We start from the raw sequence: 25377 nt of genomic DNA on the forward strand, positions 1-25377 counted from the left end.
GCCGGACATATCGGATATAATAATTTACTTCAGGTTGAACACCATTGGAGGCAGTTCGCGGACCTTTCCGTCCTTACCCTTAACCTGAACGTTATCAAAGAAGATATTCGTTCCGGGGGTAGCCTTGGCTACGATGGCTGCGGCCTGGTCGTGCCAGCGGGGGCCGGAGTTGGAGGCTTCCGTGTAGGAAGTGACACCACCGCCGAGAGCGGCCAGTTTGTAGCCTACTACTACGAAGGGAGACTGGAATTCCGAGTTATCGAGTCTGGCGAGCAGACCGCCGATAGCCTTGAACTCTGCCGAGGAGATAACGCCACCTTTGTGGGTACCTATGAATCCGGTAGGATCGGGCAGGTATTTCACGCGCATCTTGAAGGTGGTGATCTTACCGGCTGCATTAACCGTGATGGTACCTTCGCCGGGGGTGGTCGGAACTACGGTGTAGTCGTCGCCGCCCGTGTTGGTGATCTCACCCTTGTCGAAGGTTACGTGGACCTTTTCACGGCCTACGCTACCGCCGGAGATCTTGACGGGGTTGTCTTCCTTGATGTAGAGAACGTTCATTTTCTCCAGGAAGACAGAGGCGCCGGAGGGCTGACCTACTGTATATTTTACTTCCTTGTTGATAACGTCTTTGGAACCATCGGGCTTGTAATACTCGATCTTTACGTTGAGAGTACCAGTATTGCTGACCTTCGTTTTGTAATCGGCAATACCATCGCCGTTGAGGGCCTGCTTGGCGCCATTGATGTAGATATCGGGCTTCGCAGCAGCGCTGAAGGCACCGACGCCAGCCGTGACTTCCAGTTCGTCGCCAGGCATCAGGTAAGTGGCATTTGTTCCTACCAATGGTTTGAACTGATCAAATACCAGTTTAACCGATCCAATCTGTTTGTACAGATAGTCAATTACGATAGCTTCAGAATTTTTCACATCACTCTGGAATTTGCTGAGGATGGTTAGAGCTGCGATCGTCGGAGTCATATGGAAATAGCGGACTGTCCAGTCTTTGGCGCTATCACCTGTTGAAGCGGTGCCGGATTCTGACTGAGGAATGCGCGTATCCAGGGGAGACGCAGGGCGAATTCTGCCTTTGCCCTTGCGAGGTCAGCCTTCACCGGATCGGATAGATCCGGGTATTGAAGGGATCGAGCAGGTTCAGTACGTCGACCTTGAATTTCTTCAGTCTTTCATACAGGACCTTACCTTCTCCTTTGGTGTCGAATAACCGGGTAGCGGCATCGAGATTACCATCGGAGAATTCCCTTTTTCCGTCCTTCATCTGGGGGAAGACTCGTTAATGAGGTTTTCTTTCAGACCATCAATATAGGTAGCCAGGTCCGAAGAAAGTTTTTGGGCCTGAACGGCCTTGGGTGCCCAGATCGCAGCCTTTGAAGCGGTCTGCGGATCCTTTGCGGCTGCATCAAAGTTGTTATAAGTAGTGGTATTCTTCTTAGTAACAACCTCATTGGATTGTTCGATACTATGATTGACGGTCTTGAAGGCATTCAACACTTCCACGGATACGTTCAGCGCTAGTAGGGCTGTCAGTACCAGGTACATCATGTTGATCATCTTCTGCCGTGGCTCTTTTGGTAAAGACATGGGTCAGTAAATTATTTGTACTTTTTTAATAGTTTTTCATTGGTTCATGCGGGCCGGACAAAACGGGCTTTTGGCAAATTTCAGGTAGATGGCCGTGTTATGCCCTGGCGACCTTGCATGGCACTGAGCATGTTACCATAAACATGGTTCAGGTTGCCGAGGTTCTTGGCCAGCAGAGCGATCTGTTCCTGTGTTTTCTTAGCGTCGGTTACGGAACCCTGCATGGTCTCGGAAGCCTTCACCAGGTTGCCATAGAAGCTGTTCATAGCTTTCAGGTGGTTGTTGGTGTCCTGCAGTTCCAGCTCGTAGATCGCATTCAGAGAGCCCAGGTTCTTGGTCAGGACCTGTACCTGAGAATGGAATTGTTTCGTGCTGTCTGCGGCTGCGTTAAAGCTGGAGATCGTGTTGGTAGCGTTCTGGTAGGCACCCTTCATGCTGTCGAGGGCCAGAGAAGCTTCCTTCGTCTTGTTCGTGTAGTCCGTAGTCGCGGCGAGTGCGCCGGATACGTCGCTGATCTTTTCGACTGTCGTGCCGAACTTCTTGAAACCTTCGCTCAGGTTCTTGAGGTTGGCAGGAGTGATGTCGGCTTCCTGGAGCATCTTGTCCATTTTGTCAAGAGCAGGGTTGCCGCTGGAGCCGCTGCTTGCCAGTTTGGGCAGAGCTTCTACCAGGGCGTGCATTTCACCTCCGGGAGGCGGCAGGAAAGCGTAAACGAGGAAGATCAGGGCTTCGGTCAGCAGACCCGCGGTCAGGAAGAAGTCGGCCAGCTTGGTATGCAGGATTTTCTGGAGTGCTCCGAAGATAACGACGGCTGCACCAACGCATACAATAATATTTATCAGTCTTTCTGTTGATTTAGATACACCAGCGCTCATAGTGATTAATTTTTAATTGTTTTTAAAGGATTTTAAAGGGTTATGGAAAAAAGAGTTCCTGTTGATTTTTATACGGTTCTCTAAAATCAAAAACGGTTTTTAGTCGAAAAAATTTTACAAAATTCCCTAAAGTTTATCTGTATACTTCCGAATGGCGCGCTGACAAATGAGGCCGCGGTTCACGGCAGCAGATCTCGGCGACGCGTCGACTAGCGACGGCCGGTGACGGTCGGAGACAGGTCGATCACGCAACGGAACCCGATATACGATTTCGCCGTATCCTGGTACTCATAGGTGCGGGCGCTGGTCTGCAGGTACTGACCTACGTCTTTCCAGCTACCACCGCGGATCACTTTACGCTTCATACGGGGGATCGGAGTCTTTCGCGTTCCAGCGGATATCGGGGTTCATGTCGTGGGAGAAGTTTGCAGCTCCCTCGTAATAGAAGGAGGAAGTCCACTCGGCGACGTTGCCGGCCATGCAATACAGGCCGAAGTCATTGGGCCAGTAAGCGTCGGCACGTACCGTATAGAATCCGCCGTCTTCGGGATAGTTACCACGACCGGGCTTGAAGTTAGCGAGTAAGCAGCCTTTCTTATTCCTTAAATAATAGTTACCCCAGAGGATACATCGACTGTGAGCGGCCGCCGCGGGCAGCGTATTCCCACTCCGACTCCGTCGGCAGACGGAAGCTGGATTCGGTAGCCATCTTCTTCTTCTCGAGGAAACCATTCAGGTAGTTGGTTCTCCATTCGCAGAAAACCGTAGCCTGCGTCCATTTCACGCCAACAACGGGGTAGTTGCCGAATGCGGGGTGAGAATAGTAGCGCTTGGTCATCGGCTCATTATATGAATAGCTGAAGTCACGGATCCAAACCAGCGTATCGGGATAGACAGGAACCTCTTTCTTGCGGATGAACTGCGAACGGGGTTTGCCCTCGTTGTTCTTGGCAGCCGCCTCTTTCAGGTCGAACGTCTCGGAGTGATAGATCAGCTTGCTGGGGTCGATCTCCTTTTTGCCGAAGATGCGGTTGTCGGGAGTGACCACCATCTGGTCGATCTTTTCAATGGTAGCCTTGTCGCCCCATTTGATCGTCTGGGCTTTTTCCAGTCGATCTGGAAACGACCGTCGACGTCCTTACCATACTGCATCAATGTTGCAGCGATAGAATCCCGTACCCAGTTGGTGAACTGGCGGTATTCGTTGTTGGTAATTTCGGTGGCATCCATCCAGAAGCCACTGATCGAAGTCTGTCTGTTTCGGGTAGTGAAAGCGTAGTTGACATCTTCATCGCTGGGTCCCATGTGGAAGGTTCCCGGTGGGATGTACACCATGCCAGTGGGGCTTCTGAAGATTGTAAGCACTTGCGGGAGCGACGCCATGTAGCTGCCCGTCGTCCGGCATTCCCTTACCGGATTTTCCACCTAGTTTACAGCCTGCCATTAAAAAAAGGGCGAAAAAGGCCGTCAAAACGGATAGGTTTTTCATTTTCATAATATTAAAGGGTATTGGGCAAATAAAATCTTTTGACAACATCTCGCTACAAGTTTAAAATTAATTTTTCGAAAGTCAAAGCTTTCCTCCGGTGAAAAATGTCTTTTAAGAGCCCTCCGAACCCCGACAGCAAAAGGCCATTTATTGGCCTAAACTATTCGGATTCAAGATGCTAGTTTATTAAACGCGCACAGGTACCTTTTATTGTATATTCATTGCTGAAACTTATACACATTTTCCAGGTTTCGGATCGCTGTAGCTACTTCATTTACAGGGAGTTGACAGGCATAGTTTTTACATAGGAATATTAGGGAAACCTCGTCGATAAGTTTATCCTGTAACAAAGGGAACTGGGTATCCTTCCGGTCCGCAGATTGGAAAACCCGGTAAGGAATCAGATGGGATAGAAACTCCTTCCGGGCTTTTTCCGGCTGTTCGCCGGTAATAACTACCTCTGGAATAGTATACGTAAAGGCTTGAAACAGGGTTGCCCAAACACCAAAAGACCCAGGATAAGAAATTACAGGTCTTCGAAGCTCCGAGGCCATGCTTAGCGCACGCTCCCCCAACCGGGCTCATCAAAGATTACAGATAGATATAACAAATTAAATGCCATCATAGAATTCCCCGATGGAGTTGCCCCGTCATAAATCTCCATCTTCCTCACAACCACGTCGCCCTGCTCGTCATGGGTGTAAAAAAGAATCCGTTCTCCGGGTTTTCGAAGTGTTTCAGAACCTCTTCGGTTGTCGCTCTGGCCTCCAGGGAGGTGGGCACCGTCGCCCGTGATCTCCTGCAGGCCGATGAGGGCCGCGATCAGGAATGCATAGTCGTCGAGAAAGGCGGGATACCGGGCTGCGCCCTTCCAGGAATGATAGTAGAAATTCAGTCCTTCGCCCTTCATGCGTGCTTTCAGGAAGGCCATGTTCTGTACGGCCATTTCCCTGTATTTTTCTTCGCCGAGGGCCGCGTAGGCTTTGGAGCAGGCCAGATTCATCAGCGCGTTCCAGCCAAGGGAGGATCTTGTCGTCGAGGGCTGGCGGGATCCTTCCGCCGCGGCGGTCGAGGCAATTTCTTTTTTGCGTCCTCCAGCAAGGCTTTTTCCTGCCCGGTCAACGGCCTCTCCTTCCGGGTAAGTATGTTCTTTTCCTCCCAGTTGCCGTCTACCGTCACGCCATAAATCTCGCAGAATAATTCCGCGGCGTCGCCCAGAACTTCCTCTATTTCTTTTCTTTCCCACGCATAATATTTTCCTTCTATTCCTTCGCTGTCTGCGTCGAGCGCCGAATAAAATCCACCCTCGCCATTGGATAAGTCTCTGGCTACAAAGGCGATGGTCTCTTCGATCGCCGTCCGGTACAGCTGCCTGCCCGTCGCCTGAAAGGCTTCGCAGAGTACAATGACGAGGAGCGCATTATCATATAGCATTTTTTTCAAAATGAGGAACCAGCCAGCGCTCGTCGGTCGAGTACCGGGCGAATCCGCCTCCCAGCTGGTCATAGATGCCTCCGAGGATCATCTTGTCCAGGCTCAGGCAGGCCTGGTCGAGAGCGGTCTTGTCTCCGGTGAAATGGTAGTAGTGCAGTAAATAACGGATGGAGAAACTCTGCGGGAATTTGGGTGCGCCGCCGAAGCCGCCTTCCTTTTTGTCGGCGGTAGCCATGAGCTGGTCTCTTGTTTGTTGCAGGGTTGCCGTGGAAAAGATGGACTCCGTGCCGGAGTCGGCGGACGACCCGGTGGTCCCGGACTTTTTCTCGCCGATAGAGAACATGCCGGATGTTTTTACGTGGCGGATCAGTCCTTCGGCCTGCTGCTCGACTTCGGTGCGGCGCTCGCGGAAGGTCGCCGAGACGCCATTGAGGACTTCTTTCCACGATGACCGGTTGTAGACCGGGCGGGGAGGGAAATATGTGCCCCCATAAAAGGGTTTACCGTCCGGAGTAAGGAATACGTTCAGCGGCCAGCCGCCGCTGCCGGTGATGGCCTGTACGGCGTCCATATAGATATGATCGAGGTCCGGCCTCTCCTCCCTGTCGATCTTGATGTTGACGAAATGCTCGTTCATGAATGCGGCCGTCTCCGGATCCTCGAAGCTCTCCCGTTCCATTACATGACACCAGTGACAGGCGGCGTAGCCGATGCTCACGAGGATCGGCCTGTTCTCTGAACGGGCCTTTTCCAAAGCTTCGAGGGCCCCATGGAAACCAGTCGACGGGATTGTGTGCGTGCTGCAGTAAATAGGGGCTTGTTTCATTCGCGAGCCGGTTCGTGTGTTGCATCATCCTGCAAACCTACAAGGTTTGAGCCAGAATATGCGGACCACCGGTCACAACGGACTGCGGATTATTTCAACGGAGTATTGGCGGCCTGCCGCTATTTCTTCTTGCCGGTGACCGCGAGATATTTCTCCAAAGCGGAAACCATGGAAGGCGCCTGGGGAGAGGAGCTTTGATGTCGAGGGTGAGACCGGCCTCTTCGACCGCGCGGGAAGTATTGCTGCCAAATGCACCGATCTTGGTACCGTTCTGTTTGAACTTGGGGCAGTTGTCGAAGAGACTTTTACGCCGCTGGGCGTGAAGAAACAGATGATATCGTATTCGCTCTGGTCGAGGACGGTCTTTACGTCGTTGCTGATGGTGCGGTACATGAAGGGAGTTGCAAAACCGCAGTTGTTCAGCTTGAGCCAGTTGATGATCTCCGTTATCCTGCTGGTTCTCCGAACAGGGATAGAGGAATTTCTCGTTCTCCTTGTGTTTGTTGATGACGTCGAACATGCTTTTGTTGAGCCCGTCCGCGCCATAGAAAACTTTCCTCTTCCGGTAGAGAATGAACTTCTGGAGGTATAGCGCCACCGCCTCGGTGATACAGAAATACTTGGTGTCCTGGGAAACGCTGACCTTCATCTCTTCGCAGATACGGAAGAAATGATCGATGGCGTTGCGGCTGGTGAATATGACAGCCGAAAACTGTGCGATGTCTATCTTTTGCTTGCGGAAATCCTTCGCGGGTATGGGTTCCAGACGGATAAAGGGATGAAAAGCCAATTCCACGTCATATTTCTTGGCAAGTTCGAAATACGGCGACTTATCTGTTTCAGGTCTGGGTTGAGTGATTAAAATCTTCTTTTTATCCCCGTTTTTAATCATGTGTGTCCCCTCTGGATTTGCAAATTTAATACACTTTTTCCAAATATGTCAATAACACCTTGTAAATCAATAGCAGGGGTGCTATTTCGAAGGCGCAAAGGTACAGAAAGAAATAAAACGGCGTTAGTTTTATTTCATTACGCACCGGCCGGTAGGCGGCGAGTACCCGGTAGGCCCACAAAACGAAAACCATTGCCAATGAGATCGTTATGAATATTTCCCGTACAGTTGGGCCCGAAAAAGTGATTATGATCAAGAATGGAAGCAGGAAAATACCCAACATTTTGTTCACCAAAAAGACGATAAATATATAAATATCGGTCGCCCGCGACACGGAAAACACCCATCCGGTGAATTTCAGGACCATGAATTTTACCAGATATACAGCCGCCAGCAGCAGCATACAATAGAAATAGAGTACCCAGAACCGGATGTCCGCTCCTATGCGCGAGTAGTGCACGAGATAGCAGGCATAGAGTCCTCCGGAGATCACGAACAGGATATTCAGCAGGAGGGAGGGAAGGGGCGTCTGCAGGACCTGCTCCCTTATCTGCTGCTGGCGCAGCGAGACCCGGAAGAAGAGGGTCATCAGGTTGTTGAAATACTTCTCGAAGAACACTCTTGTCAGCGCGAAATAGAAGAGGATCCCGACGATGAGATAGAAAAGGCTGTCCTTTGAATTGGCCCTATGCAGCTGAAAGGCGAAGACCACCGGCGTCCCGGTAAAATGAAAATAAGGGTTGTCCGCCAGCACCTTTCTCCAGAAATCCATTGCGGGCGGGCCCTCCTGGACTTCGGGTGCTGGTTTGGGCGCAGCGGGTGTTGCCGCAGGGGGTGTGGGTGTGGTGGATTTTGTGATCCTGGCCAGGGGAATCGGCGCGGGTCAGCGAGTCTACCCCGCGTCTGCGAATCGATCCGCGCGAGCGAGATCTTTGATGGCGCGCCGCACCCTTCTGATGGAATCCCGCCTGACCGAATCGCGGTGCGTCATATGCCGTACCGAATCGTGCTTTACCGTATCGATAACCTTATCAATGACCTTTTGCGCGGGCGGAGGAGGGGTGGTCGAATCGGTCTGGGCCATAACCCCTGAAAAGATCAAGAGACAGAGAAAAAGTAATAAGGAGAGTTTACCCACACTATAGTTACGCACCGGGAATAGGTTAGACCAAAATAACCCATTCCCGGTGCTCGGCTAATGATGGGCCTTCGGCCGAGGAGCCTGTGGCTCCCCCTGTTGTAAAAATACATTAAAACATTTCGTTAAAAAAAGCTGACCATTATCCGAGGTGGATCTTTGCGTCGTGAAAATTGAATTTGGTATCATCTCTTTTTCCGAGGGCATAGGATATGTTGAAGATCCCCGCTTTTGTCTCGAACGCCATCCCCAGCCCCATGCCCAGAAAACTATTGTCGAGATGATAACCCGGCACGTCGTTCTTCGCCCAGCCCGCGTCCAAAAAACTGAACAGATAGGAATTCAGTCCTATGAGATACCGGTATTCGACGGTCCCGACCGCGTACTGCGACGCAAGAATGCTCTGCTCGTCAAAACCACGCAGCAGGCGGTAGCCACCAATCAGGAAAAGTTCGTTCCGGTAAGTGTTGGGGCTGCTGAATACCCCTCCGTTGACACCCAGTTTCAGCGTCGACGCCCTCGATAGCGGGAAATAGTGTGCAGCTGCCAGCCTGACCAGGAACTCATAGGAATTCTGCTTCACGGTATCATACAGTGACGCGTAGTTAAAGCTGGTATCATTGGGGTCCTTGAGCCGGGCGATCTGCGGATTCTCTTTCACCTTTTTGGTGCCCGCGGAACCCAGGAAGCTGAACTCGTTGCCTTTTCTCGGATTGAAACGGTAGTTCGTATTGTTGAAATCGTAGGTCACGCCGAGACTTACCGAACTGACGTCGGCAATTTGCGGCAGCGCGCGCGAGGCGATGATCTGCAGGGTATCTACCTGCAGCAGATTGGAAATGGACTGCTGCAGGAATACCGAGCCGTTCTGCGTCGAAGACAGCGCATACTGGGCGCCGACTCATAAGATTGATGTTGATATAGGTGGAGTCCTGCTTGTACAGGTCGAAGGAAGCATTCAGGCCAAAGGGCGAATGGAACAGATAGGGCTGCTGGAACAACAGGTTCAGCCGGGGCGAACTCTGCTGCAGCTGCTGCCAGTTCAGTCCGATGGTCTCGCCGTTGCCAAGGGCATTTTTCAGATTGACCTGCGCCTCGCCCGTCACCAGGATCTTGTTCCCCAGTACCGGGTCGCTGCTGGGGAGAAAGCCAACCAGAGCGTTGATCTGGCTGCTCTTTTTGGGCCGGAGGTAGAGGTTGATCACGGAGCCTTCGGCCAGCATGGTGAGGTTCCATGGTTCCTGTTCCTGCACATAGGGCAGTTCCATTATTTTCTTCGTAATGGCCTGCAGCCTCTCTTTCCGGTAGATGCTGCCGTTTGCGATATTGAGGTAGCGCTGCATGAACTCGCTGGTGATCTTTGCCGTACCATAGATGCGGATGCTGTCGATCTTATACAGTGGTCCCTTGTCGATCTTCAGAACGGCCGAGATCTCAGAACTGTCTTTCAGTTCTATGCTGTCGAGGCTGACTTTCGCAAATGGGTACCCGTTATTCTCCATGTAGTCGAGCAGTTGCTGCTGCCGCGCCTGCAGCTGACGGTAGTCCAGCAGGCGGTGAGAAAAGGTCCTGTTATTCCAGGCGACGGCGGCCAGCAGCGCCGGGTCGACCCGACGGGTATCGATGCTCGCCCAGTGATAGACGCCTCCCACATAGAGTCTGATGGAGGCCGCGGCATTCTCCATAGTGATGCTGTCGATGGACGCGGTCAGGTAGCCCTTTCCCTGCAGCTGCGGGATCAGCTCGTAAAGGTATTCCGAAACAGGCATCGCGCGTTTTGAACATGGTGACCACCCCCAGCCTGTTTTTGAGAAATCCCGTGTCCCTGTCGACGGAAGAGATGTGAAGGGGTACTGCGCCCAGCCGCTCACAGGAGCCAGGAGGAATATCCATAAAAGCGCGGGCCCGCATCTTCTCATCGCCGTACCGCGACATCTCCGTAATTTTGCAGAATGGCAGGTATCTATCTTCATATTCCCTTCTGCAGGCAGGCCTGTCACTACTGTAATTTTCACTTTTCCACTTCTTTGAACCGTAAGAACGATTTTATCCCAGCTTTATTGAAGGAAATGCAGCTGCGGAAAGATTATACCGGCGGGGAACCTATCGAGACTATTTACTTCGGCGGCGGCACCCCGTCACTGCTGGAAACAGACGAGCTGAATCCGATAATCGACCGCCTGCATACCCTCTTCCCCGTAGCGCCCGGCGCCGAGATAACCCTCGAGGCAAATCCGGACGATATCAACGCTCCAAAATTAAGGGAATGGCGTAAGGCTGGCGTCAACCGGCTGAGCATCGGCGTCCAGTCCTTTTTCGACGAAGACCTCCGCTGGATGAACCGCGCCCACGACGCCGGCCAGGCTGCCAGTTGTATCGAAATGGCGCAGCGGGAGGGCTTCGGCAATATCAGCATCGACCTCATCTACGGAGGCCCTACCCTTCCAGACGGCAACTGGAAGGCCAATGTCGACCGCGCCGTCGGCACGGGAATACCCCATCTATCCTGCTACGCCCTTACCGTCGAGCCCCGCACGGCGCTCGATACGATGATCCAACGGCAGAAAAAGCAGGACGTGAGCCCGGAAGACCAGGCCAGACAGTTCCTTTTACTGATGGACTGGACCGCAGCCGCCGGCTACGAGCACTACGAGATATCCAATTTCGCTGTCCCAGGAAAACGCAGCCGTCACAACTCTTCCTACTGGCAGGGAAAGACCTATCTCGGTCTGGGCCCTTCGGCCCATTCCTTCAACGGAAAGTCGAGGGAATGGAACCTCGCCAATAACGCCAAATACATCGCGGCGGAAGGCTCCGCCATCGCCGAACTGGAGGTCCTCACGCCCGTCCAGCAGCTCAACGAATATATCATGATCTCACTGCGGACCAGCGAAGGCTGCAGTGTGTCCGAAATAATCCGCCGTTTTGGCGCCGCGGCCGCGCGGGAGTTCGAAAAGAATGCCGGCGCCTATATTCTCTCGGGCAGGATGCGGCGGGTCGACGACCGCCTGCAGCTGACCCGCGAAGGCAAGCTTCTCGCCGACGGTATCGCCTCGGAGCTGTTTTTTGAGCCCTCCCATGTCGATTTGTAAGTACCCTTAGGTACCGCCCCAGGTAACCATAAACGCAATGGCTCCCTGGGAAATCGGTTTGACTGTTAGTTATACCTGTGAGGAGGACATAAGATGCCTTGATGCGGGTGGATGCCTTGACGCGGGGGATGCCTTGACGCGGGTGGATGCCTTGAAGTTGCGGGATGACGCGGTGCCTGGTGACGAGGGTGAAGGGAGATCTTTAGTGATGCCGGTGAGACCGCAGGTAGTTGACCCCCTGCACCACCGACAGGATGACCACCATTACGATGATGGCTGTGGGTCCAAAACTTTGAAAGGAGAGTGGCATAGACTTAAGTTTATCTTTTTTCGGTCTTTGGCGTTTCGGCATTTCGGCCGGAGCTTTATCCGCGCCCTCGCCGGAGAGCCAGAGGCCCTATTGTATTAGACAAGATACGGCTCAATTTGTTTAAATCCCACACCGGCTTTAACATTTTCCCAGAGAATCCGGTATACCGTGTCAGCGATCGGCATGTCTGCACCTATCTCTTTATTAATCAAATGCATACAACGGCTTGCGTTATACCCTTCCGCTACCATGTTCATCTCCAGCTGCGCCGCTTTTACGGAGTACCCTTTTCCGATCATATTCCCGAAGGTCCTGTTCCGGCTGTACAGCGAGTAGCAGGTCACCAGCAGGTCGCCCAGGTACACGGAAGCCGCATAGTTGGCGCTCTTTCTGTGCGAGAGCGCGTCTTCCTCTGCATGAATCCCGACCTCGATATGCCTGATGCCCACTTTCCTCAGAAAACCGGCCATTTCGTCCGCGCAGTTGGCGATGAGCACGCTGAGAAAATTGTCCCCGTATTCCAGGCCGTGCGCGATACCCGCGCCCAGAGCGTAGATATTTTTCAGTATGGCGGCAAACTGCACCCCATAGACGTCCTGGTTGGTGACCGTATTCAGGTAGTCTGTCGTAAAATAAGACGCTATTTCGCGGGTCCGGGTTTCATCCAGGCCGGAAAAAGTCAGATAAGAAAGTTTTTCCGCGGCAACCTCTTCTGCGTGGCAGGGGCCCATGACGGTGAAATAATCCGTCTTGTCAAAGGCAAATTCGCGGTCGAGATAGTCGTTGAGCAGCAGGTTTTGCTCGGGCAGTATCCCTTTTATGGCCGACAGGACCTGCTTGCCCCTCGAGCGCCTTTCGGTCAAGGGTTTCCAGCGTAGCGGCGGTATAGGCCGAAGGGACGGCCACCACCAGACAGTCCGAAGCGGCTACGACCTCGCCGACGGAGTCGCTCAGAGCCAAAAGATTCGTATCAAAATATACAGAGGGAAGATACTGCGGATTATGATGCCGGGCCCGTATATGCCGGATCACGTCCTCATTCCGCACCCACCAGTTAACAGTATTCTTATTATCCGTCAGGACCTTGGCCAATGCCGTGGCCCAGCTGCCGCTGCCGATCACACCAAAACGCATCAGGTACCGTTTAGTTATTTCTTTGCTTCAAACAATTTGTCTTTCGGGACGATCTTCACCCGCTGGCCGCCTTTCATGGTCTTGCTGACCACGCTGTAGGGGCCCGTTACTACCTCGTCGCCCTCTTTGACGCCGTCAAGGACCTCAATGTAGTTGATATCCTCGGATATCCGTGCGAACTTTAACTTTTCGGACGGTGTCGCCGGGTTGCACGAGGAAGACCACCTCGTCCAGATCGCCGGAACCGGTGATCACGGGCCGCGCCGCCGCGTCGCCTTTGTTGTCGGCGTTGTCGTCGGTGTTGCCCAGGACCGCATTGTCCGTATTCTTTTCCCTAACGGCGACGGCATTGATCGGCACCGACAGTACGTTTGCGTGGGTTCGCGTCTGGATGTCCGCGCTGGCGCTCATACCCGGGCGGAAGGGGAAGTTCTTTGGGTGGGCCGGGTCTATCAGGTCCTTGTAGCTGTCGGGAGACAGCCGGATATGCACTTTGTAGTTGGTGACGTCGTTGGTGGAGACCGTCGTTGTGGAAGTCCCTGCCGCAAGTGGTAACGCTGCTGGCGATCTGCGTGACGAGTCCCCTGAACTTACGGGTGTTATAGGCGTCTACGGTGATGAGTGCGGAATCTCCGAGGTGTACTTTGGGAATATCGTTCTCTCCGACGTCCACGATCGTCTCGATCCTGCTCATGTCCGCGACCCGCATCATTTCTGTACCGGCCATCATGGAGTTGCCGACGACCCTCTCGCCTTTTTTGATGCTCAGCAGGGAGACGACGCCGTCGATGGGGAAACCACCGTGGTACGGCTCAGGTTCTTGGCCGCGATGGTCAGGTTGGCCTTAGCGCTGGCCACGCCGGCCTTGTTGCCGCGGACGGTCTCGAGGGCGGCCATATAGTTGGCCTCGGGCCGTCCTGAAGGAGCTTTCGGCCGTTTCGAATTCGGCACTGGGAAATGACCTTCTGGTCGAGCAGCTGCTTCTGCCTGTCATAGGTCTTCTTGGCGGTCTCCATCGACACCTTGAGACCCGGGAGTTGTTCGGCCATATTCGAGACCAGCGCTTCCTGCTGGCCCATCCTGCGCCGCGGCCTGGTCCCGCTGCATCGTGTATACGTCGGCGTAAATTCTCGCCAGTTCCTGTCCCTTGTGGACGCTGTCACCTTCCTGTGTCACTTTCAGGTCGACGACCTCCCCCGAGATGTCGGGAGAGATCTTGACTTCCTTTTCCGGATATACCTTCCCGCTGGCCGTCACGATCTCGGTGATATTCCGTTTGACCACCTTCTCGGAAGAGACCTTCGTCCCGTCCTTCTTGCCCAGACCCTTGACCAGAACGAGGATCAGGACAAGGACTACAACGGATATGATGATAATTAGCAGAGTCTTTTTCATGTTATAGGTTATTCTTTAGTCAGTTTAATCCCTAACCCTTTGTAGAATTCAAGAACTTTCATCTTGAATACGTAGTCGTACTGCGAAGAAAGCAAATTGATCCGGGCATTAAAAAAATTATTCTGGTTTGTGAGGAGGTCGATGGTATTCAGCATGCCGACGCTATACCTCTTCTGGGCGTAGTCGTAGCTTTTTGGGTGGCCGTCACCGAGATCTTGTTGGCCTCGAATTTTTGCAGCGCGGTGATCGCTGCGGTATAGGCCTGATAGATATTCTGCTTGAGGGTCAGGTTGTCCTGGTCGCGCTGCAGCTCCTGATTGCGGAGGTTGAGTTTCGATTTGTAGTAGTTGGTGCGCAGCTGGCCGCCATTCAATATGGGAATGCTGACGTTCAGTCCGACGAATTGCTGGAAGGTCTGGTTCAGCTGGGAGAAATAGGGCTTGGTCCGCTGGTCGATCGTGTACTGGTCCTGTACGAAGATCTGGTTCGAGCCCGGTGTCCTTAGGGTTGGCAGGGTATCGGATTTCTGGAAGACCGGCAGTGCTCCCGGTCGTGCTTCCTTGTTGATCGTCGTAAAGTTGGCGCCGAGGCTGCCGGTGAGGGAAAAGGTCGGATACATGGCGCCTCTGTTGGCTTTAACGCTCCGGCGGTATGCCTCGATCGTGAGGGCGTCCATTTTTTGCAGCGGCTGGTTGGTCAGCGCCAGTGCATAGACGGATTCCGGCTGCAGGTCGGCCAGTTTCTCGATGGGTATGTCGTCCACCGGCGGGGCATACACTTCAAAAGGAGTGGCGGCGTCGAGGTCCATATAGGCCTTTAGCGTGAGCACCGCCTGCTGGATATTGCCAAGGCTTCCTACGTAGGTCGAGCTGTCCTGTGCTACCTGTGCCTCGAGTTCGGCGGCATTCAGTTCGGGCAACGACCCGGCATTCACCTGTTTGCGGGTAATGTCCAGCTGGTTTTGCGAGAGGTGCAGCTGGAGATGGGCTGCTTCGCTTTGCTCCCTGGTGAGGAGCACCTGCAGATAGGCGTTGGCGACATTCAGGGAAAGGTCGTTCTTCGTCTTGTCCGAACTGGCCAGCGCTGCCTGCCAGGAATAGCGGTAGGCCTCGATGGTATTGCGCAGACTAAGGAAATTGAATACGTTGACGCTGGTCTGCAGCTGGTAGTTGTTGAGGAAATAGGTGGTAGTGCTGAGGCTATAGCTGCCGGGATTCTGCGTATTACCGCTGCTGACGCCGGCGGTTGTGCTCACCTGGAGGTTGGGCAGCTGGGCCAGCTTACCCTGATTGAGCGTCAGTTTGGAGAGGCGGGCCTGTACGTCCGCCTGCTTGATCGAAATATTGTTCGCCAGCGCATACTCGACGCACTTACGCAAGTCCCATTTTTCCTGCGCTTGGATGGTAAGGTTCAGGAGGGGTATCGAAAAGGATAAGAGCAGCAGTTTTTTCATACTCATGGAAACAAATTTAAAGCAATTTTTACCAGACCATTTCAAATGCCTGCCGCAGGTCCTGGATAAGATATTCCGGGTCTTCCAGACCGGTGTATAGCCGCAGCATCCGGTGTTCCTTTATGCCCGGGTCGAACTCCGCCGCTGTCAGCGACGCGCATTTGGGCAGGATCAGGGACTCGTGACCGCCCCAACTGACGGCCATCATGATATGCTTCAGCCCTTCGCAGAACCGGACGATCTCGTCTCTCGACCTCGCGCGTACGTAAAAGCTCAGCAGTCCGCAGGCGTCTTTCATCTGCGTGCGTGCAAGTTCGTACTGGGGAAAGCTTTCGTCAAGAGGGAACAGGATACTTTCCACCTGCGGGTGTGATTTGAGATAACCGGCAACTTTCCGGGTAGTGACGGTAAGCCGTTCCATGCGGGCGGGCATGGTCCGAAGCCCCCGGATCAGCAGCCAGGCGTTGAAAGGCTGGATGCCGATGCCGGCATTCAGCAGTTCGCTATCGAAGATCTTCTTCATCATGGCCCCGGTGCCGCAGAGGACGCCGCCGACCGTATCACTATGACCGCCAATGTATTTTGTCGCCGTCTGCATGGCGATGTCGATCCCATAGTCAAGAGGCCGCTGGTACAGGGGCGTGCAATAGCTGTTGTCGATGACCGTGACGATATTCTCCGAACGGGCCAGTTCGGCCACCGCCTGCAGGTCCTGCAGCTTGTAGTCCCAGGAATTGGGGGATTCCGGGTAGATCAGCGACGTATTGGGGAGGATCGCCCGCTCGAAGTTTTCGATCCGGGTGCCGTCGATATAGGTAGTCGTAACGCCAAACCGGGGAGGATCACGTCGAACATGCGCTGGGCCCGGTGTAGGGCTTGTCTACCGAGACGATATGGTCGCCGGATTTGACATTGGCGAGTACCGATGCAAAGATCGCCGATGCCCCGCTGTTGAAGACCAGACAGTCTTCCGCGCCGTCCAGCGCGGCCAGCTTCTTCCGCAGGATATCAACAGTCGGATTGAGGCCCCGGCTGTACAGGTAACCGCTGTATTCGTCGTCAAACCGGTCTCTCAGTTCGTCGACCGTGTCGACCCTGAAATTGCTGGTCTGGATGATGGGGGCGCTACCGCGTTGAAATACAGGTGACGGTCTTCGCCCAATTCGTTGATTATATAGGAAATATCCATATGTCTAGTTGACAGCCCTCCGGGCTTTTCGCAGCACAAAATAAAGGATAAAACAACCCACGAATATAAGCACCCCATACAGGGCCGACATGGGATCGTTGATGGCGATGCTGGTGGCCACGCAAACATAAGCCAATATAAAGACCAGCGGCATCACGGGAAATAATTTCATCCGGTAGATATCCCTGTCCTCGCCCGTCTTCCGGCGCCGCATGATAAATATGGTGCTGGCGCTCGTGGCAAAGCCGATGCTATCGAGGAAAATGGAATAGTTGATGATCTTTTCGACCGTGCTGCTGAATATCAGCGTTATGATGATGACCGCCGCGAAGCCCGTCAGCGACCATACGATGACGTCACGCTTCGGGGACCTCTGCTGGAAGGCTGATGGCAAAATCCCTTCCGTGCTCATCGCGCTCATCACCCGCGGATTGCTCATCAGCGCGACGTTGACATAGGCCATCACGGAAAGGAACATCAGTACCCGAAGGATGGCGTCCCCCGTGGGTCCGAACAGGTGTTCCATAAGTATGGCCGCGATGGAGTTTGCCGTTTTCAGGCGCTCGAACCCGATGACCTGGGTATATACGACGTTAATGGACAGATAGAGGGTGATGATGATCGCGATGCCGAAGGCGATGCCTCTGGGAATGGTGCGTCCCGGGCTGCGAACTTCGCCGCCGAAATTGATCGTTTGCTGGTAGCCGCCATAGCTGAATGAAGCCGCGACCAGTGCAAAACCGAGGGCCTTCCAGAAGGGGAGTTGCAGGCCTGCGGCTCCGGTAGCTGTGCCCGTCGCCGGGGGACTATCCGGGAGTGGATGCTTGCCAAAGACGGCGAGCAGCAACAGCAGGATCAGCAGGATCTTGACACAGGTAAGGATATTCAGGACACGGCTGCTCATCCGCAGACCGAGCAGGTTGATGGCGTAAAAAAAGCGACGCCCACAATGGTCACCATTTGCAGGAATACCTGCGGGGTGGGACCGGTGAAAAAGAACCTTCCGATATACTCCGCGCCGATGACCCCCACGGCTGCAGTCGAGCCGGCGTTGGATACGAGTATGATGCAATTGACGGCAAAAGCTATGGACGGATGAAACCCATATGAAAAGATCTTGTAGTATCCCCCCATCACCGGATAGCGGGAGCCAATCTCCGCATAGGTAAGCGCGCCGCACAGAGCGATCACCCCGCCGACTATCCAGGCGAGAAAAAGATGGTCGGCGTGCCGGCACGGGCAGCTGCCTCTACCGGAGTCCGGAAAATACCCATACCGATGACCAGGCTCACCACGATCATCGTAAGGTCAAAAAGGTTCAGCTGTTTTTTATTCATACAATTGTTAGAGAGGAGCAATTGAAGATAATGAAATAACTTTACCGTAAATCCTGTCGGGTGAAAAAACAAACTCCTGTTTACGGTCTCTCTTTGTTACGCTACAGCCCTATCCGCGCAAAGTTCACATCCGACACCATTTTTGACAGACTCGTCCGATACAAAGCCGTTGAACGAGGTAGTGGTAAAAGCCTATGAGCAGCACCGGAAGCTGACCGAAGTCGGCGCGCCCGTGAGCATCGTCAGCAAGGCGTCCCTCAACCGGTTTGGGAACATGAGCATCCTTCCCGCGCTAAACACCAACCCGGGAGTGCGGATGGAAGAACGCTCGCCGGGAAGTTATCGGTTGAACATAAGGGGTAGTTCGATCCGCTCGCCTTTCGGCGTCAGGGATATCAAGATCTACTGGAACGAGATCCCCCTGACAGACCCCGGAGGAAACACCTATCTCAACCAGCTGGGTTTTTATAATTTCCAGTCTCTCGAGGTCATAAAGGGTACCGCCGGAAGTCTCTATGGCGCTGGCATCGGCGGCGCGGTGCTTATCAACAGTATGCCCTCTGTGTGGGAGAAGGGAATAAGCGCGGACTATTCGGGCGGCAGTTACAATACCAACGGTCTCAACCTGAACGTCAGGGTTGGGGATGACGAGCACCGGAATATCATTTCCTACTCGCACCAGACCAGCGACGGCTACCGTCAGCAGTCGCAGATGCGGCGCGATATAGCCAGCTGGGAGACGCAGCTGAAGGCTTCGGAGAAACAGACCATTCACGCCTATATCCTCTATGGCGACCTCTACTATCAGACACCGGGCGGACTGACCCTGGCTGAATACAACAAAAACCCGCGCCAGGCAAGGCCCGCCGTCGGCACGCAACCCAGCGCCATAGAGGCGCAGGCGGCGATCTACCAGAAGAATTTCACAGCGGGGTTCAGCAACGAATATAGATTTAGCGGGCACTGGGAGAATACGACGGCGGTCTATGGGGCGTATACGGATTTTACCAATCCGGGTATCCGCGTGTATGAGACAAGACAGGAGCCTCATTTCGGCGGCCGGACCGTCTTCCGCTACAAGACGGAGCTGGGAACGGGCAGTCTCCGGATCGACGCCGGCGCCGAGGCCCAGCGCGGATTCTTCGAGACCCGCGACTATGCCAACAAGCTGGGAGTACAGGATACGCTGCAGACCGACGACCGCCTTGGCAACTGGCAGTATTTAGCGTTTGTGCAGGCAGACCTGCGGCTGTCCGGCGGGTGGACATTCACTGCCGGCGCCAGTTGGAACAAGACAGCCGTCGATATCACGCGGGTCTCGGTGCGGCCGCCCGTCACCCACCCGCTGCGCTTCGACAACAAGCTGGCTCCCCGGTTTGCCGTACTGAAGAAGATCCTGCCCGAGGTCTCGCTATACGCCAGCGCCGCCCGCGGCTTCTCCACCCCCACGGTACAGGAGCTCGAGAAGACCAACGGAGTCGTCGGCCCTCCCCTCCAGCCCGAAGACGGCACCGACTACGAGTTCGGCGCGCGCGGCAATCTCCTGCACGGAAGGCTGTTCTTCGACGTCAATGCCTTCTTCTTCCACCTCAACAACACCATCGTCCAGCGGATAGACTCTTTCGGCATCGGCTATTCGATCAATGCCGGTAAGACCGACCAGCACGGTATCGAGACCTATATCTCTTATCAGCTGGTGGACCAGTCCACCGGATTCTTCGGCAATGTGCGCGCGTGGGTGAGCCACACCTGGCATGATTTCCACTACCGCGATTTCGTCCAGGATACGACCAGCTTCTCCGGCAAGCGTCTGCCGAGTGTCCCGCCCCAGACCCTTGTCGGCGGCCTCGACGTCCTGCTGCAGTTGGGGCTGTATACAAACGTAACATATACCTATACCGACCGAATCGCGCTGAACGATGCGAATTCGGCTTTTGCCGGGTCGTATGCTCTTCTGGGTGCGCGGCTCGGATACCGGAAAGCGCTCGGCAGTTGGAAGCTGGATATTTTTACGGGGGTCGACAATGCTTTCGACAGGAGGTATGGACTGGGGAATGATTTTAATGCGGCTGCGGGCCGGTATTATAATGCCTCGCCCGGAAGGAACTACTATGCGGGGTTGTCGGTGAATTACAGACTCCCGTGAGACGGCGCCGGGGGCTCGCCGGGGCAGCGGGTTTGCCGGGGTGCCGGTTACTTCACGATCTTTATGGCTGTCTGATAGAAATTATTGACCGCGCCGATGACTTCGTACTTGATGTAATAGCTTCTTACAAAATCGTTCCAGGCGGCAAACTCGTGGTTGGGAATATTGAACTCGTCAAAAGCAGGATATCTCCGTTGCGGAGATAGGGCGCCATCATGGTCAGGGCAAACAGGGTGGATGAATACAGGTCCGCGTCGAGATGGAGGACGCGCGTCGCGTCGGGGTTGTCGAGGTTTTTGCTATAGTTCGCGAGAAAGGTATATACGGTGTCCTGAAAAAGTCCCTTGATGAATGTCCCGCGGGAGTCGTCTACAAAGGGGGTATCATAGCTGAATGCGCCCTTCTTGAAAAAATGCCAGTCCTCGGGGAGACCCTCGAAAGTGTCAAAGCCGAAGAACAGCGAACCCGGGTGCTGGTTGAACTTTGTCCACCAGACGAACGAAGTCCCGCCCGCGACCCCGAACTCGAGGTAGTGGATCGGCTTCTGGTCCAGGCCCTCGGTCTTCACCACATATTCGTGCAGCTTGAGCCGGTTGTTATAGGACCGGGTAGGCTTATAGAAATCCGAGAAAGGAACATTTTTGCTGTGCTTGTTGACCCAGGAAGAAAGCAGCGAAAAATTATGAAGGAATCCCAACCCAAACCGCAGCGGCTTCAGCAGAACGCCGACCCGCGACACCAGCAGAAGGTCTTTGATAAAGGAATTGGCTTTTCGTATAAAGTTTTTCATAATACTTACCAAATGGGGCCCAAGATAAACTGAATTGCGGGAGAGAGCAAATGATTCTATAGCTTTGTTTCCCCATGAACAAACTCCTTATTCCGGTTCTTCTGGTTTTCCTGGCGTGCAATCAGCCGGGCGGAAAAAGCCCCGCCGCAGCGGTGGCCGCCGGCGACAGCGCCAGCGCCACCAGTACGATGCGGTACGCGAAAGGCTTCCGTATCCAATACTACGGCCACTACAAGGTCCTTAGCACTGGTCAACCATATCGCGGGTCAGAGCGATACCCTGCGCTATCTTCTGCTGCCCGAAGGCGTCACGCCTCCCGCGGAGAAAGCGGGTATGCCCGTGATCCGGATCCCGGTAAAAAGTCTGGTCGTCCTCTCTTCGTCTCATGTAGGCCTCGCCGATTTCGCGGGTGTCGCAGACCGGATCATCGGCCTCGGCAGTCTGCAGTATATCTCCTCGCCTGAGATGCGCAAGCGGATAAAGACCGGCGCTGTAAAAGAGGTCGGGCTGGACAATGCCATCAACAACGAACTGATCGTCGCCCTGCATCCTTCGGCCGTCCTCACCATGAGCAATCCCGATATTACGAGCGGTAAGAACCGAACGCTTACCGACGCAGGCATACCGATGATGCCTGTCGCCGAATGGCTCGGAGACGACTCCGCTCGGCCGGGCAGAATGGGTCAAGCTCCTGGCGGCATTGACGGACCGCGAAGAGACCGTCAACAAAAAATTCGACAGCGTAGCAAACGAATATCAGCGGCTGGCGGCACTGGGCGCCGGCGCGGCGTCGCATCCCTCCGTCATCATCGGCATGCCCTACAAGGGCTCCTGGTATATGCCTGCGGGAGAAAGCTATATGGTAAGACTGCTGAATGACGCCGGCGCGGACTACCACTGGAAAGATTCAAAAGGGACGGGCAGCCTCTCGCTGAATTTCGAAATGGTCGCACCGATAGCCCTGTCGGCCGGGTACTGGCTCAACCTGGGTACGGTGGAGTCAAAGGCGCAGGTCGCGTCCAACGACTCCCGATTCACACAGTTTGCACCATACCGCACCGGCGCCCTGTACAACAACACGCGCCGGACGAATGATATCGGCTCCAACGACTATTGGGAGTCCGGCGTCGCCAACCCTCAACTGATACTGGCCGACCTGATCCGGATCGTACACCCAGGCCTTTTACCCAAAGATTCTTTGTACTATTACAAACAATTGCAATAATTCATGCCCGTCATCTTCCCTAAGGTCCGATTGGCAGGTCTTCTCCTGTTGCTGTTCCTGGCCTTCCTGCTGGATATTTCCATAGGATCGGTGAAGATACCGTTGAGGGAAGTATTCCATATCCTGTTCGCTTCGTCTTCCCCCGACAGCACTGAACTTCATCGTGGAAAAGATAAGGATACCGAAAGCACTGACGGCGGTCCTCGCCGGATGCGGGCTGTCCGTTAGCGGTCTTCAGATGCAGACCCTGTTTCGTAACCCTCTCGCGGACCCTTCCGTACTGGGTATCACGGCCGGCGCCGGACTGGGTGTCGCGATGGTGATGCTGTCCGGCGGCAATATGGCTACGCTGTTCGCGATCCGTGAACTCGGTATCTCCGGCAGTCTTCTGATCACCATCGCGGCCTGCGTGAGCGCGGGACTGGTCATGATCCTGGTGCTCATTCTTTCCAGCCGGCTAAGAGACAATGTCCTCATGCTGGTCATCGGCATCATGATCGGCGGCATCACGATCTCCATCACCAGTATCTGGCAGTATTTCAGTTCGCCCGAACAGGTGAAGGACTACCTGCTCTGGACCTTTGGCTCGCTTGGCGGCGTTACCGGCGGACAGCTCCTGATACTGAGCAGCGTCATCGGGGCGGGGCTGATCATGGCCTGGCTTTCCTCCAAGATGCTGGATGCGCTGCTGCTCGGCGAGAACTACGCCCGGAGCATGGGTCTGAACCCACGCCGTGCCAGGCTGGTGATCATCTGCAGCAGCAGCCTGCTGGCCGGTAGCATTACGGCCTTCTGCGGTCCCATCGGATTTGTCGGCATTGCTGTCCCCCATATTACCCGTCAGCTGTTCCGCAGCTCCGACCACAGGGTGCTCGTCCCAGGCAGCTGCCTCACCGGCGCGCTGCTTCTCCTGCTTTGCGATATACTTTCCTAGCTGCCCGGCAGCTCAACCGTACTGCCCATCAACGTCATCACGGCGCTGGCCGGCGCTCCGGTTGTGATAGCCCTCCTTCTTCGTCAAAAGAATATAAACGCGTACTGATGAGCAGTCCCCTCCTTCAAACAAGAGCGCTGCAGACGGGTTATCAGGCCGGGGGCAAGAGGACGGTCACGACAAAGGGGCCGCTGACTCTTGAAGTTCATCCGGGACAGCTGGTCTGTCTACTCGGACCCAACGGGGCGGGCAAATCCACTCTTCTCCGGACGATCGCCGGTCTTCAGCCGCCACTGGCGGGAACCATCGAGATCAACGGGCAGGACGTCCGCCAGCTCTCTCCCGTACAACGCGCCCGTACCGTCAGTCTGGTACTCACTGACAAGGTAAGTACCCACCATCTGGACGTATACTCTCTCGTGGCACTCGGCCGCTATCCATGGTCCAGCTGGCTCGGCGGTATTGGCGACAAGGACAGGGCGGCCATCGAATGGGCCATCGACTCCGCGGGGATCCGGTCATTTCTCGACCGGAAAATCAACACGCTCAGCGACGGAGAACACCAGAAGATCATGCTCGCCCGCGCGCTCGCTCAGGACACACCTCTTCTGGATGCTGGACGAACCTACCGCACATCTTGACCTGCCCAGCCGCATCCGTCTGATGCGTCTGCTGCACCGCCTGGCCCGGCAGACGGGAAAAGGAGTCCTTCTTTCCACCCACGAGCTCGAGCTCGCGCTCCAGGTCGCCGATGAGGTCTGGCTCCTTCAGGACCCGGGCGTTTTTTATTGTGGCGCACCGGAAGACCTCGTGCTGACTGGCGCCTTCGAGGCCGCTTTCGCACACGAAGACATACGGTTTGACAAGCAGACGGGGACGTTTACGATAGAGCATGAGAACCGGAGGCCCGTCGCTTTTAGCGGAGACGGGCTGCCGGCCCGGTGGACGAGAAGGGCGTTGCAGCGGGAAGGATATTTTATCAGCGACGATGCGCCCTGCTCCATCAGTGTGTCGGGTTCCGCGGGCTGGACAATGACGCGCGACGGCAAATCGTATTCGTTCTCCGACATCTCCAGCCTTTTGCAGGCACTGAAGAAGACAGACCCGCAATAATTATTTTGACTTGCCCTTTGTCTCGATTACTTTTGTAGCGTTTTTGGTTGACCTCATCGTCATTAAAAGGGAAGCCGGTGCAAAGCCGGCGCTATCCCCGTAGCTGTAAATGTCATCTCAAACGGCCGACAACTCTCTTCAAGACCACTGCCCGCCAACGCGCGGACGGGAAGGTGAAACGGACCGGACATAAGCCAGAAGACCTGCCAGAATCAAATCATCCAATTTTTTAACCGCTTTCGGGTGAAAAGCGAAAAACACAAACTGTAATGAGCAAAAGACATTCCATTCTCTTTTTGCTGCTGGCAGGCAGCCCGGCAGTGTATGCCCAATCGACAAGAGACAGCACCGTAAGACAACTCGACCAGGTAGTGGTCACGGCGACGAAGTCGCCCAAAAAACTCAGTGAGACCGGAAAAGTTATAACCGTTGTCTCCCGAGAAGAGATAGAACACAGCTCGGGTAAGGACCTTTCGCAGATCCTCAATGAACAGACGGGTATCATCGTCAACGGATCGACGAGCAATCCGGGTAAGGACAAGACCATCTTCCTCCGCGGAGCCTCCGACAAATACACGCTGATCCTGCTCGACGGCGTTCCACTCAACGACCCTTCGCAGACAGGCGGCCAGTACGACATACGGCTGATACCCGTCTCACAGGTCGACAGGATAGAGATCCTCAAAGGCAGCCAGTCCACGCTCTACGGCTCCAACGCGGTAGCAGGCGTGATCAATATCATCACGCGCAAGGGCGCTTCGGGAGAGACGACAGGACACGGCACTGTTTCCTACGGCACCTACAACACCCTGAAAGGCTCAGCTGACCTCGAGCGGAAAGGCAAGGTCTTCGACTACGACCTCAACTACCAGTACATCAACACCGACGGCATCTCCGAAGCAAAGGATACCACCGGCAAAGCAGGCTTCCCGAAGAACGGCTATAGTCTCCAGTCCTTCCAGTCCGGCCTGGTATTCACCCGACCGATAATCTGACCATC

Annotated in this window: 34 protein-coding genes, 3 pseudogenes and 1 riboswitch; of the genes and pseudogenes, 8 read left to right on the forward strand and 29 right to left on the reverse strand. The window is 54.5% G+C overall.

All coding sequences use genetic code 11. From position 1 onward, the window contains the following. Positions 1-24: 24 nt before the first annotated feature. From ACQ86N_RS42010 to ACQ86N_RS42080, 15 genes and pseudogenes are all read right to left on the reverse strand, one after another. The gene (locus tag ACQ86N_RS42010; RefSeq protein WP_431217816.1) at positions 25-1086 is read right to left on the reverse strand and encodes a GldM family protein; all 1062 of its coding nucleotides are present in this window, start codon (positions 1084-1086) and stop codon (positions 25-27) included. Positions 1087-1114: 28 nt separating this feature from the next. Next, the gene (locus ACQ86N_RS42015; RefSeq protein ID WP_431212247.1) at positions 1115-1282 is read right to left on the reverse strand and encodes a hypothetical protein; all 168 of its coding nucleotides are present in this window, start codon (positions 1280-1282) and stop codon (positions 1115-1117) included. Further along, on the reverse strand, positions 1279-1605 hold the full coding sequence (locus ACQ86N_RS42020) for a hypothetical protein (protein ID WP_431212248.1): 327 nt from the start codon (positions 1603-1605) through the stop codon (positions 1279-1281). The genes ACQ86N_RS42015 and ACQ86N_RS42020 overlap by 4 nt, the downstream gene beginning before the upstream one ends. 80 nt (positions 1606-1685) lie before the next feature. Beyond that, positions 1686-2480 carry a gliding motility protein GldL gene (gene gldL, locus ACQ86N_RS42025; protein WP_431212249.1) on the reverse strand — a complete coding sequence of 265 codons (795 nt, stop codon included), beginning with the start codon at positions 2478-2480 and terminating at the stop codon, positions 1686-1688. A 209-nt stretch (positions 2481-2689) separates the two neighbouring features. After that, complete coding sequence (locus tag ACQ86N_RS42030) at positions 2690-2845, reverse strand: SUMF1/EgtB/PvdO family nonheme iron enzyme (protein ID WP_431212250.1); 156 nt, start codon at positions 2843-2845, stop codon at positions 2690-2692. After that, entirely contained in the window at positions 2835-3212 is a 378-nt protein-coding gene (locus ACQ86N_RS42035; protein WP_431212251.1) for an SUMF1/EgtB/PvdO family nonheme iron enzyme, read from the reverse strand. The genes ACQ86N_RS42030 and ACQ86N_RS42035 overlap by 11 nt, the downstream gene beginning before the upstream one ends. Beyond that, on the reverse strand, positions 3094-3531 hold the full coding sequence (locus ACQ86N_RS42040; RefSeq protein WP_431212252.1) for an SUMF1/EgtB/PvdO family nonheme iron enzyme: 438 nt from the start codon (positions 3529-3531) through the stop codon (positions 3094-3096). The genes ACQ86N_RS42035 and ACQ86N_RS42040 overlap by 119 nt, the downstream gene beginning before the upstream one ends. Next, on the reverse strand, positions 3471-3785 hold the full coding sequence (locus tag ACQ86N_RS42045; RefSeq protein WP_431212253.1) for a hypothetical protein: 315 nt from the start codon (positions 3783-3785) through the stop codon (positions 3471-3473). Before ACQ86N_RS42045 ends, ACQ86N_RS42040 begins: the two co-directional genes overlap by 61 nt. Positions 3786-4525: 740 nt before the next feature. Then, positions 4526-4972 carry a hypothetical protein gene (locus tag ACQ86N_RS42050; RefSeq protein WP_431212254.1) on the reverse strand — a complete coding sequence of 149 codons (447 nt, stop codon included), beginning with the start codon at positions 4970-4972 and terminating at the stop codon, positions 4526-4528. Continuing rightward, a complete protein-coding gene (locus ACQ86N_RS42055; RefSeq protein WP_431212255.1) occupies positions 4972-5403 on the reverse strand; it encodes a hypothetical protein in 432 nt (143 codons plus the stop codon). The genes ACQ86N_RS42050 and ACQ86N_RS42055 overlap by 1 nt, the downstream gene beginning before the upstream one ends. After that, a complete protein-coding gene (locus ACQ86N_RS42060) occupies positions 5393-6121 on the reverse strand; it encodes a thioredoxin domain-containing protein (RefSeq protein WP_431212256.1) in 729 nt (242 codons plus the stop codon). The genes ACQ86N_RS42055 and ACQ86N_RS42060 overlap by 11 nt, the downstream gene beginning before the upstream one ends. A gap of 73 nt (positions 6122-6194) precedes the next feature. After that, positions 6195-6257: pseudogene (locus ACQ86N_RS42065) on the reverse strand (hypothetical protein); the annotation flags it as partial. A gap of 66 nt (positions 6258-6323) precedes the next feature. Next, positions 6324-7025: a uroporphyrinogen-III synthase gene (locus ACQ86N_RS42070; RefSeq protein ID WP_431212257.1), complete on the reverse strand. Its 702-nt coding sequence runs from the start codon at positions 7023-7025 to the stop codon at positions 6324-6326. Between the two features lie 121 nt (positions 7026-7146). Then, entirely contained in the window at positions 7147-7893 is a 747-nt protein-coding gene (locus ACQ86N_RS42075; protein ID WP_431212258.1) for a DUF4271 domain-containing protein, read from the reverse strand. Positions 7894-8401: 508 nt separating this feature from the next. Beyond that, entirely contained in the window at positions 8402-9010 is a 609-nt protein-coding gene (locus tag ACQ86N_RS42080; protein WP_431212259.1) for a BamA/TamA family outer membrane protein, read from the reverse strand. Positions 9011-10211: 1201 nt separating this feature from the next. Here ACQ86N_RS42080 and hemW point away from each other — a divergent pair. Further along, on the forward strand, positions 10212-11351 hold the full coding sequence (gene hemW / locus ACQ86N_RS42085; RefSeq protein WP_431212260.1) for a radical SAM family heme chaperone HemW: 1140 nt from the start codon (positions 10212-10214) through the stop codon (positions 11349-11351). Positions 11352-11756: 405 nt separating this feature from the next. On the opposite strand, the gene ACQ86N_RS42090 is transcribed toward hemW, so the two are convergent. The 12 genes and pseudogenes from ACQ86N_RS42090 to ACQ86N_RS42145 all read right to left on the reverse strand — a co-directional run bounded on the left by ACQ86N_RS42090 (position 11757) and on the right by ACQ86N_RS42145 (position 18169). Next, complete coding sequence (locus tag ACQ86N_RS42090; protein WP_431212261.1) at positions 11757-12524, reverse strand: NAD(P)H-dependent glycerol-3-phosphate dehydrogenase; 768 nt, start codon at positions 12522-12524, stop codon at positions 11757-11759. Further along, the gene (locus tag ACQ86N_RS42095) at positions 12415-12795 is read right to left on the reverse strand and encodes an NAD(P)-binding domain-containing protein (protein WP_431212262.1); all 381 of its coding nucleotides are present in this window, start codon (positions 12793-12795) and stop codon (positions 12415-12417) included. Before ACQ86N_RS42095 ends, ACQ86N_RS42090 begins: the two co-directional genes overlap by 110 nt. Positions 12796-12939: 144 nt before the next feature. Next, on the reverse strand, positions 12940-13155 hold the full coding sequence (locus ACQ86N_RS42100) for a hypothetical protein (protein ID WP_431212263.1): 216 nt from the start codon (positions 13153-13155) through the stop codon (positions 12940-12942). Continuing rightward, entirely contained in the window at positions 13130-13585 is a 456-nt protein-coding gene (locus ACQ86N_RS42105; RefSeq protein WP_431217817.1) for an efflux RND transporter periplasmic adaptor subunit, read from the reverse strand. The genes ACQ86N_RS42100 and ACQ86N_RS42105 overlap by 26 nt, the downstream gene beginning before the upstream one ends. Next, positions 13561-13746, reverse strand: coding sequence for a hypothetical protein (locus ACQ86N_RS42110; RefSeq protein WP_431212264.1), 186 nt, complete (start codon positions 13744-13746; stop codon positions 13561-13563). The genes ACQ86N_RS42105 and ACQ86N_RS42110 overlap by 25 nt, the downstream gene beginning before the upstream one ends. A gap of 39 nt (positions 13747-13785) precedes the next feature. Next, positions 13786-14190 carry a biotin/lipoyl-binding protein gene (locus ACQ86N_RS42115; protein WP_431212265.1) on the reverse strand — a complete coding sequence of 135 codons (405 nt, stop codon included), beginning with the start codon at positions 14188-14190 and terminating at the stop codon, positions 13786-13788. Between the two features lie 8 nt (positions 14191-14198). Next, positions 14199-15649: pseudogene (locus ACQ86N_RS42120) on the reverse strand (TolC family protein). Between the two features lie 22 nt (positions 15650-15671). Further along, a pseudogene (locus tag ACQ86N_RS42125) lies at positions 15672-16469 on the reverse strand (trans-sulfuration enzyme family protein); the annotation flags it as partial. A 16-nt stretch (positions 16470-16485) separates the two neighbouring features. Then, positions 16486-16806 (reverse strand): PLP-dependent transferase, encoded by a 321-nt coding sequence (locus ACQ86N_RS42130; RefSeq protein ID WP_431217818.1) that lies wholly within the window; start codon positions 16804-16806, stop codon positions 16486-16488. Positions 16807-16836: 30 nt separating this feature from the next. Beyond that, entirely contained in the window at positions 16837-17736 is a 900-nt protein-coding gene (locus ACQ86N_RS42135) for an APC family permease (RefSeq protein ID WP_431212266.1), read from the reverse strand. Then, positions 17733-18023, reverse strand: a complete 291-nt coding sequence (locus ACQ86N_RS42140; protein ID WP_431212267.1) for an amino acid permease — start codon at positions 18021-18023, stop codon at positions 17733-17735. Before ACQ86N_RS42140 ends, ACQ86N_RS42135 begins: the two co-directional genes overlap by 4 nt. Positions 18024-18031: 8 nt before the next feature. Next, positions 18032-18169: a hypothetical protein gene (locus ACQ86N_RS42145; protein WP_431212268.1), complete on the reverse strand. Its 138-nt coding sequence runs from the start codon at positions 18167-18169 to the stop codon at positions 18032-18034. Positions 18170-18338: 169 nt separating this feature from the next. Here ACQ86N_RS42145 and ACQ86N_RS42150 point away from each other — a divergent pair, with 169 nt between their 5' ends. Beyond that, positions 18339-20315: a TonB-dependent receptor gene (locus ACQ86N_RS42150; RefSeq protein WP_431212269.1), complete on the forward strand. Its 1977-nt coding sequence runs from the start codon at positions 18339-18341 to the stop codon at positions 20313-20315. Positions 20316-20439: 124 nt separating this feature from the next. Here the strand turns inward: ACQ86N_RS42150 and ACQ86N_RS42155 are convergent, their stop codons facing one another. Both ACQ86N_RS42155 and ACQ86N_RS42160 read right to left on the reverse strand, forming a co-directional pair. After that, on the reverse strand, positions 20440-21105 hold the full coding sequence (locus ACQ86N_RS42155; protein WP_431212270.1) for a class I SAM-dependent methyltransferase: 666 nt from the start codon (positions 21103-21105) through the stop codon (positions 20440-20442). 240 nt (positions 21106-21345) lie between these two features. After that, the gene (locus ACQ86N_RS42160; RefSeq protein WP_431212271.1) at positions 21346-21792 is read right to left on the reverse strand and encodes a hypothetical protein; all 447 of its coding nucleotides are present in this window, start codon (positions 21790-21792) and stop codon (positions 21346-21348) included. Between the two features lie 13 nt (positions 21793-21805). On the opposite strand from ACQ86N_RS42160, the gene ACQ86N_RS42165 reads away from it, so the two are divergent. The 6 genes from ACQ86N_RS42165 to ACQ86N_RS42190 all read left to right on the forward strand — a co-directional run bounded on the left by ACQ86N_RS42165 (position 21806) and on the right by ACQ86N_RS42190 (position 25372). Next, positions 21806-22330 (forward strand): hypothetical protein, encoded by a 525-nt coding sequence (locus ACQ86N_RS42165; RefSeq protein WP_431212272.1) that lies wholly within the window; start codon positions 21806-21808, stop codon positions 22328-22330. 3 nt (positions 22331-22333) lie between these two features. Then, the gene (locus ACQ86N_RS42170; RefSeq protein ID WP_431212273.1) at positions 22334-22558 is read left to right on the forward strand and encodes a hypothetical protein; all 225 of its coding nucleotides are present in this window, start codon (positions 22334-22336) and stop codon (positions 22556-22558) included. After that, complete coding sequence (locus tag ACQ86N_RS42175; protein WP_431212274.1) at positions 22494-23264, forward strand: iron chelate uptake ABC transporter family permease subunit; 771 nt, start codon at positions 22494-22496, stop codon at positions 23262-23264. The genes ACQ86N_RS42170 and ACQ86N_RS42175 overlap by 65 nt, the downstream gene beginning before the upstream one ends. Positions 23265-23371: 107 nt before the next feature. Beyond that, positions 23372-23905 (forward strand): ABC transporter ATP-binding protein, encoded by a 534-nt coding sequence (locus tag ACQ86N_RS42180; protein WP_431212275.1) that lies wholly within the window; start codon positions 23372-23374, stop codon positions 23903-23905. Beyond that, the gene (locus ACQ86N_RS42185; RefSeq protein WP_431212276.1) at positions 23877-24377 is read left to right on the forward strand and encodes a hypothetical protein; all 501 of its coding nucleotides are present in this window, start codon (positions 23877-23879) and stop codon (positions 24375-24377) included. The genes ACQ86N_RS42180 and ACQ86N_RS42185 overlap by 29 nt, the downstream gene beginning before the upstream one ends. 27 nt (positions 24378-24404) lie before the next feature. Continuing rightward, a riboswitch (cobalamin riboswitch) is annotated at positions 24405-24602 on the forward strand. Between the two features lie 44 nt (positions 24603-24646). Then, the gene (locus ACQ86N_RS42190; protein ID WP_431212277.1) at positions 24647-25372 is read left to right on the forward strand and encodes a TonB-dependent receptor; all 726 of its coding nucleotides are present in this window, start codon (positions 24647-24649) and stop codon (positions 25370-25372) included. The last annotated feature ends 5 nt before the right edge of the window (positions 25373-25377 follow it).

This window comes from Puia sp. P3 (assembly GCF_050632245.1).
Classification (GTDB): domain Bacteria; phylum Bacteroidota; class Bacteroidia; order Chitinophagales; family Chitinophagaceae; genus Puia.

What these genes read in the sequence shown, in the direction of transcription:
- ACQ86N_RS42015 (WP_431212247.1), bottom strand. Translation starts at nt 1,282, where the DNA reads ATGAAGGACGGAAAAAGGGAATTCTCCGATGGTAATCTCGATGCCGCT.
- ACQ86N_RS42020 (WP_431212248.1), bottom strand. Translation starts at nt 1,605, where the DNA reads ATGTCTTTACCAAAAGAGCCACGGCAGAAGATGATCAACATGATGTAC.
- gldL (WP_431212249.1), bottom strand. Translation starts at nt 2,480, where the DNA reads ATGAGCGCTGGTGTATCTAAATCAACAGAAAGACTGATAAATATTATT.
- ACQ86N_RS42030 (WP_431212250.1), bottom strand. Translation starts at nt 2,845, where the DNA reads ATGAAGCGTAAAGTGATCCGCGGTGGTAGCTGGAAAGACGTAGGTCAG.
- ACQ86N_RS42035 (WP_431212251.1), bottom strand. Translation starts at nt 3,212, where the DNA reads ATGGTTTCCTCGAGAAGAAGAAGATGGCTACCGAATCCAGCTTCCGTC.
- ACQ86N_RS42040 (WP_431212252.1), bottom strand. Translation starts at nt 3,531, where the DNA reads ATGGTGGTCACTCCCGACAACCGCATCTTCGGCAAAAAGGAGATCGAC.
- ACQ86N_RS42045 (WP_431212253.1), bottom strand. Translation starts at nt 3,785, where the DNA reads ATGGGACCCAGCGATGAAGATGTCAACTACGCTTTCACTACCCGAAAC.
- ACQ86N_RS42050 (WP_431212254.1), bottom strand. Translation starts at nt 4,972, where the DNA reads ATGAATCTGGCCTGCTCCAAAGCCTACGCGGCCCTCGGCGAAGAAAAA.
- ACQ86N_RS42055 (WP_431212255.1), bottom strand. Translation starts at nt 5,403, where the DNA reads ATGCTATATGATAATGCGCTCCTCGTCATTGTACTCTGCGAAGCCTTT.
- ACQ86N_RS42075 (WP_431212258.1), bottom strand. Translation starts at nt 7,893, where the DNA reads ATGGATTTCTGGAGAAAGGTGCTGGCGGACAACCCTTATTTTCATTTT.
- hemW (WP_431212260.1), top strand. Translation starts at nt 10,212, where the DNA reads ATGGCAGGTATCTATCTTCATATTCCCTTCTGCAGGCAGGCCTGTCAC.
- ACQ86N_RS42095 (WP_431212262.1), bottom strand. Translation starts at nt 12,795, where the DNA reads ATGCGTTTTGGTGTGATCGGCAGCGGCAGCTGGGCCACGGCATTGGCC.
- ACQ86N_RS42115 (WP_431212265.1), bottom strand. Translation starts at nt 14,190, where the DNA reads ATGAAAAAGACTCTGCTAATTATCATCATATCCGTTGTAGTCCTTGTC.
- ACQ86N_RS42135 (WP_431212266.1), bottom strand. Translation starts at nt 17,736, where the DNA reads ATGAGCAGCCGTGTCCTGAATATCCTTACCTGTGTCAAGATCCTGCTG.
- ACQ86N_RS42145 (WP_431212268.1), bottom strand. Translation starts at nt 18,169, where the DNA reads ATGAATAAAAAACAGCTGAACCTTTTTGACCTTACGATGATCGTGGTG.
- ACQ86N_RS42155 (WP_431212270.1), bottom strand. Translation starts at nt 21,105, where the DNA reads ATGAAAAACTTTATACGAAAAGCCAATTCCTTTATCAAAGACCTTCTG.
- ACQ86N_RS42170 (WP_431212273.1), top strand. Translation starts at nt 22,334, where the DNA reads ATGCCCGTCATCTTCCCTAAGGTCCGATTGGCAGGTCTTCTCCTGTTG.
- ACQ86N_RS42180 (WP_431212275.1), top strand. Translation starts at nt 23,372, where the DNA reads ATGAGCAGTCCCCTCCTTCAAACAAGAGCGCTGCAGACGGGTTATCAG.
- ACQ86N_RS42185 (WP_431212276.1), top strand. Translation starts at nt 23,877, where the DNA reads ATGCTGGACGAACCTACCGCACATCTTGACCTGCCCAGCCGCATCCGT.
- ACQ86N_RS42190 (WP_431212277.1), top strand. Translation starts at nt 24,647, where the DNA reads ATGAGCAAAAGACATTCCATTCTCTTTTTGCTGCTGGCAGGCAGCCCG.